The sequence below is a fragment of the Oribacterium sp. genome, assembly GCF_057249185.1.
Genome location: NZ_DBHIGR010000177.1, coordinates 1 through 4,387, shown reverse-complemented (window position 1 = coordinate 4,387; position 4,387 = coordinate 1). Strand labels below are relative to the sequence as shown.

Genomic DNA, 4,387 nt, shown 5'->3' with positions numbered 1-4,387 from the left:
TGCTTCCCTCTAAACTTATATATAGATTATCCCGCCTTCCGCGAAAAATCCCTGATAAGAATAGAAAAAGAATGGGGAAATTGTATCATTTCCCCATTCATAAAACAAGGTTTAGAGAGCTTAGTTTTCACTCTCCGGCATTCTCTAAGACAATTCTATATTCCTCTATCCTGATTCCTTACTCGTTTCGGATAGCCGCAAGAGGACTTAGCTTCATGGCTCTTACAGAGGGGAAATAACCGGATAGCATACCCACCAGCATGGCAAAGCCGATAGCAAAAAGAGCAAGCCAAGCCGGAATCAGGGAAAGCTGTCCTTCTCCGCCATTGGTAAAGCCGCTCAGCACATCGCTTCCTCCGCCGCCGGTTAAGCTGTTAATAATCGCGGAAATGCCGTAGCTTAAGGCAATGCCGATTAAGCCTCCGAAAAATCCGATAAGAGCGGATTCTGTCAGGAACATATTCCGGATATCCCCCATATCACAGCCCAATACCTTCATGACACCGATTTCTTTGGTTCTTTCGAAGATGGACATCATCATGGTGTTCATGATTCCGATGGCTGCAACCAGTAAGGAAACTGCACCGATTCCTCCCAAAACCATTTGCACCATGTTGATGGAGTCCTGGCTTTGCTTTAACCATTCCAGGTTAGAGTATGCGGAGTACCCCATATCCGTAATCGTCTTCTGAACCTCGGATACATTTTTCATATCATCTACGAAAACATAGGCTTCATCGTAGACATAGTAACGAAGAGGCTTTCCGTTCTTTCCCGTCTTGGGATCCGGAACCAGGTCCTTCTTATAAATCTTCTTTAGGAAGGCCTTCAAAGTGTCAATATCCGCATAGGCATACATGGATTCCTCACTGTAATCCTCTGCTGTACCTTCCATGATACCGGCTGTCTTAAGAATGTATTTTTTCTGAGGCTTATTGTTTGCTGTCTCCGGCTGGTCTTTGCTGACTCCGTTAGGATTGGATACCTGCTTTTCCGGGAAAATGTAGAAAATAGTATCCTTCATGGGGTTGGCCACATAGCTATCCTGCCAGTTTTTCACCTTATGAAAGGAGCTTCCTACCGTATTTCCGTAGACCAATGTAAGTTCAGAATCTCCGGCTGGGGGCGTCGTTCCCTCCTTTAATTTCATCTGGGAAAAATACGCCTGAGAAACACCCCGAATACTGTAGTTGGCCTCATAGGCTCCGAATTTTGCAGTAATCGGCACTTCCAAGGAGGGGGAAACACCGGTGACATGGGGGATAGTCTCCAATTGCTTCAGGCTGTCATCCGTCAGCTGTACCGCCGCTTTTTTACCGGTATTGTCTGCCATCCCTCCGTAGTTACTAATGTTGATTTTCGTTAGTGAGCCGGAGTTTTTAAAGGACTGCATAAGAGATTCACTCATTCCCAGTCCCAGGCTCACCATGACTACAATGGAGGAAGTACCGATGACTACACCCAAAACCGTAAGTACCGTTCGGAACTTTCTTCGTTTTAAGTTGTTAATGGCCAAGAGAAATAAATCTACTACCTTCATTTAGCTCTTCTTTCTTTTCTTACGAATGAAATAGGCGGCTCCTCCCACAGCAGCTACTACTGCTGCTCCTATGCCAATGCCTTTAACCGGGAGGGAAGAAGTGGGTTTGGTTTCAGTAAGGTCTCTGCTGGCTCCGCCTGCATCATCCATAGAATCCGTCTCCGCAGCTTCCGTTACCGTTAAAGTAATTTCGGTTTTTTCCGTGGCCTTGTTTCCGTTTACATCCTCATAGGAAATTTCTACGGGAATGGTAGTCTCCCCATCCGTTGCCTTAACGGCGGAAAGCATAACATCCACAGAGCCTGTTTCACCGGGCTTAATGTTTCCTACATAGGCCGTGGTCTTTTTGATGCAATCATTTTCAAAATTGGCGGTAACATTGTAGAGCATCACACGTCCGGTATTATTGATACTGAACATGGCGTTGGCCTCATTGCCCACAGGCACACTGGAGGGATTCACATCAAAGTTGGAAAATCCCATTCTTGCCACCTGATTTACCGGAATATCAATATCCACCTTCTCCTCCGCATTCTTAAAGTCGGGAGAATCGTATTTTTCATTAATGGTCAAAATATAAGATTTGGGATCCACTCCCGCATTGGCCTTTACATTCAGTCTAAGCTCCGTGCTGGCACCCGCCGCAAGGGAATTCACCACGTAGGAGTTGGAACCTTCGGAAATGGCAAACACGGTCTGCTCCTGGGCTTTCTCCGAGGTCAGAGTAAAGAGAATATTGCTTGCCGCAATGGAGCTGGAAGCATTTTTCATGTTTAAAATCAAGGTGAACTCGTCTCCGGCATATACCTTTTCCGGCTCTGTTCTATAGGAATCCACGATGATTCTGGCCTTACTACGGTCGTTAGCGTTAAAGTCTCTCAGCTTTTCCTTCTCCACATCCACCATGTTGGGATTCTTCACATTGACAAAGAAGGAATAGGTATCCGTAACAGTAACTGTGCTTCCCGGTGCCAGCTTGTAGCTTACCGTATAGGACAGGGGATAAAATCCGGTGGCGGCATTTTGCTTAATAGCCATGGAATAGGCAGGGGAAATCACCTCTCCCTTTTCCACCTTGGCATAATCTCTGTCGTAGTTGGCTTCGTTAATGGAGAAGGGGAAATCCTTCACCGCCTCCGCCTTTGCCGCAGCAGTAAGCTGTACCGCTTCCTTTTCCGCCAAGGACATATTCATCTTAATCTTTACATCATAGAGGGTCTTTCCGCTTTGATTTCGGAAGTTTACATTGTAATTCATGGCGTTGGGATAGGTTCCCACAGGGGTACTCTGGTTCTCTCCCACTACAAAGGCCTGGGCCACGGTCTTGGTTCCGGAATCCTTTACCTCTCCGCTTTCCGTGATGAAAACGTTTACAAACTCGGTTTTATTCTGTGTCTGGCTGGCTCCCGGTACATCATACCAGATGGTAAAGGGTACACCGAAGTAGCCGTCACTGGTATTTCCGCTGCTGTCCTTCATCTTCAATGCATCGGAACGGACATTCACCTTAAAGGATAACTCCTTGTACTCTCCCTTTTTCAGGCTTCCCAATTTCTGCTCCTGGGTGAAAAGAGAAGCATTCACTTCGAAGGGATAGACGCCTCCATCCACCGGATAAACGTAGTTTAAGCCGTTGTTGTAGGCATTGTTTTTTCCGGCCTTATAGCCCTCTTCCCAAGCATCCTTCTGTGCCTCACCCTGCTCATCTTCATCGGAAGAATCCTTGTAGGGATTGTTCTTTTGCGTCTTTTGGGGGCTGTTCTGGGTGGTCAGATAGCTTTGGTCGTTGGATAAACGCACTCTTACATTATTAATCACATCGGAATTCGGATTACTAAGACCGTTTAAGCCGTTGTAACCGATACGAACCTTCACTTCCATTTCCTGTCCCGGATATCCTGTGGGCACGTCCTGAACATCATGAATAAAGGTATTCAGATTGGTATTCACATAGCCGGCATAGCTTCTTTGACTGAAAAACGGAAGCATAAGGCTAAGGCACAAAAAGAGTGAAAATAGGGTTTTCCCCATATTTTTCTTTCTATCGACTGTCTTGGTGGAAACCTTAGACATCTTCTTACTGCTGTATTTTATCTCTTTCATCTTGCTTCTCCTTCTTACTGCTTCGCCGCTTTATCTTCTATCTTTGGAGCATCTTGATTCTCCTGTCCATCTTCCGAAACTCCTATATTTTCCGCGTGTTTCGAATTTTCCGAAAAATCTGCTGTTTTCTCCGGCTTATCCACAACGGTATAGGGCGGGGCACCGTTTTCCCGTAAAATTTCTTCTTCGATTTTGCTTTCTTTTCGAATGACGGTTTCCACAATCCTACCGTCCACCACTCTAAGCTGTCGGTCAGCCCAGGAGGCGATATGGGGATCATGGGTAACCATAATCAGTGTCTTCCTTTGTTTCTCTACGATATTTCGCATCAAGGCCAAAACCTCTTCCGTGGTATGGGAATCCAGGTTTCCGGTAGGCTCGTCCGCAAAAATAATCTCCGGATCAATCACCAAGGCCCTGGCAATACCCACTCTTTGCTGCTGTCCTCCGGACATCTGGTTGGGAGAACGATTGGCTTCCTTTCCGATGTTCATAAGATCCAGATATTCCAAAGCCTTTTTGTTTCTTTCTTCCTTGGAAACCCCTCGAAACATCAAAGGCATGGCCACATTTTCCATGGCATTCAGGAAGGGAATCAGGTTGTAACTTTGGAAAATGAAGCCTACATGCATCCTTCGAAAAGCCACCAGCTGTTTCTCATTCATTTTTTCAATGGACTCTCCGGTAATGGTGATGCTGCCCTTGCTGGGCTTTTCCAGACCTGCCAGCATATTCAGGCAGGTT

At 46.1% G+C, this 4,387-nt stretch carries 3 protein-coding genes; all 3 read right to left on the bottom strand.

Features of this window, described 5'->3' with window-relative positions:
* Positions 1–178: 178 nt before the first annotated feature.
* A complete protein-coding gene (locus ACO4PX_RS08860) occupies positions 179–1,540 on the bottom strand; it encodes an ABC transporter permease (protein WP_472689664.1) in 1,362 nt (453 codons plus the stop codon).
* Positions 1,541–3,643 carry a COG1361 S-layer family protein gene (locus ACO4PX_RS08855; RefSeq protein ID WP_485572322.1) on the bottom strand — a complete coding sequence of 701 codons (2,103 nt, stop codon included), beginning with the start codon at positions 3,641–3,643 and terminating at the stop codon, positions 1,541–1,543.
* Positions 3,644–3,657: 14 nt separating this feature from the next.
* On the bottom strand, positions 3,658–4,387 hold a 730-nt coding region (locus tag ACO4PX_RS08850; RefSeq protein WP_485572321.1), incomplete at its 5' end, for an ABC transporter ATP-binding protein.

Coding starts and splice junctions, on each gene's coding strand:
- ACO4PX_RS08860 (WP_472689664.1), bottom strand. CDS start 1,540: ATGAAGGTAGTAGATTTATTTCTCTTGGCCATTAACAACTTAAAACGA.
- ACO4PX_RS08855 (WP_485572322.1), bottom strand. CDS start 3,643: ATGAAAGAGATAAAATACAGCAGTAAGAAGATGTCTAAGGTTTCCACC.